The organism is Enterobacter cloacae complex sp. IR5422 (assembly GCF_049238165.1).
Classification (GTDB): Bacteria; Pseudomonadota; Gammaproteobacteria; order Enterobacterales; family Enterobacteriaceae; genus Enterobacter; species Enterobacter roggenkampii.
In genome coordinates this window covers 1-1,679 of record NZ_JBMKHT010000106.1, presented here as the reverse complement: position 1 = coordinate 1,679, position 1,679 = coordinate 1, and the positions used below count along the sequence as shown (strand labels likewise).

Below are 1,679 nucleotides of genomic sequence, written 5' to 3'. Positions count from 1 at the left end.
CGGGTCTGGCGGCGTTTACTGGAAAACTCACTGTCGGCAAAAGTCAGTTGCTGGCTCATCCGGTTACTCATTCTGGGTTCAGGTTACAACACGATGATCTCACATCTCGGACTTATTCGCACCTTCCCTAAATGCTATAAAAAAAACCAAAGGAAGAGTGTATTTTAGTATTTTCATTTGCCATCTCCTGCTTGCTTCATTTTATACTCTGTATACTTACCTCCAAGTTCTGACGAGATACTACCACCAATGTCACCAATCGAGCTTGGGACATTGCTTGGTTTCATTTCTTTTGAAAGACCATAATCTCCTTTTACTTCAGTAAACTGTCTCAACTCGGCGTTAAACTTGGGATCCCAGCCACCTTTCCACCAGTTAGCGCCAGCATTAACTCCCCATTTAAGGCCGTTGCCAACGCCATAACCCACAAGAGAACCTGCGCCATTTACTACCGCACCAGAAATTGGGTCTTTCCCTTCAAGCCAGTTTCCTAATGCACCTCCAGCCGCATTCCAGCCAATCGTTCCTGCAATACTATTCCCGGCACTGATCACGTTAACCCAGCCACCGATAACAGCTGTTGTTGGGTCTATAGTTCCATCAGACAGATAGTTGATACCGGCATTAGCACCTGCGCCTAATCCCCATAAGGCCTGAGCGCTACCTGGCAGCAAAGCAACAGTACCTGTCGCTAATGCCCCAGCATAAGCTTTATTAACGGCTTCGCCTCGCTTACAGGCTTCACCACCTGGAGCATCGGTGCATGAAAGTACATCAGCTCCATGTGCTTGAGCTGCCTTAACCTGATCGATTTCCGTTCCAAGGAAATTATTCTCAACAACTACAGCACCACAAGTGATGCTGTAGTCTGGGATTTATACATCAATTAAGAAGTTTCGTTGATACGTTGCCAATATCGAAGAACTCTTTAAAGACCCTGACAACAAGATCAAAATCTTTTGTCAGTTGTCGTTCAGGCCAGTAATCCCCATAAATCTGTATTTTTTTCTCCATACCAGATTTCGATTTATCCCAATAGGAACGAACCGTTAAATCAGATTCCGAGCACTCTAGTAACGTCAAGAGATAGAAGCCATCATCTGTAGATACTGCTAAATTCATCGGCCCAATATCAGGTTCGGGGACAATGCGGAGTCTTACACCGCCAGTATTCCCCCTCAATTTCATCAGGAATTCTTCTACATCATTCCACTTGGGGGCACGAACCCGTGAAAAAGAGTTTCTGGTGTACAGATAGAAATCGACTTCAAACTCATCTTTCATAAGTTTCGTTCCTGGTGAATTTTTTCATCCCTTTTTCCCAATACAAAGTATCTCCGCTTTTCTCTTCAAAAATAGTAAGCGATTTCAAGCCAGATTTTTCAGCCATACTTTTTATATCGCTGAGACAGTAACCGCAAACTGGCTTACCAGATACTTTCATTTCCATGCTACGACCCGTTGTCATACCCTGCTCGTAGGCTTGTTGGATAGTACCAACTTCTGCATGAGCGGTAGCCATATTTCCATTTGGGAAATTTTTATCCGGTTGGTTAAGGAAGTTGCGATTAAGTGGTCCGCAGCTCCCGATATGACGCCCCAAACCGTCCTTTATCGACGTCCTGTGGCTCAATTTTCCAATTTTCAGCCCAAAATCGTCTCTTCGTGGCTGATTTTGG

The 1,679-nt window shown here is 44.6% G+C and carries 2 protein-coding genes and 1 pseudogene; all 3 read right to left on the bottom strand.

What is annotated here, in order from left to right:
• Positions 1 to 173 precede the first annotated feature (173 nt).
• Positions 174 to 851, bottom strand: a pseudogene (locus ACOTXT_RS22415) (hypothetical protein); the annotation flags it as partial.
• Between the two features lie 31 nt (positions 852 to 882).
• Positions 883 to 1,284, bottom strand: coding sequence for a DUF6911 family protein (locus ACOTXT_RS22410; RefSeq protein WP_021242709.1), 402 nt, complete (start codon positions 1,282 to 1,284; stop codon positions 883 to 885).
• Positions 1,274 to 1,679: cytidine deaminase-like fold-containing protein (locus tag ACOTXT_RS22405; protein ID WP_421625475.1), on the bottom strand; the 406-nt coding region annotated here is incomplete at its 5' end. The genes ACOTXT_RS22405 and ACOTXT_RS22410, both read right to left, overlap by 11 nt.

What these genes read in the sequence shown, in the direction of transcription:
- ACOTXT_RS22410 (WP_021242709.1), bottom strand. Translation starts at nt 1,284, where the DNA reads ATGAAAGATGAGTTTGAAGTCGATTTCTATCTGTACACCAGAAACTCT.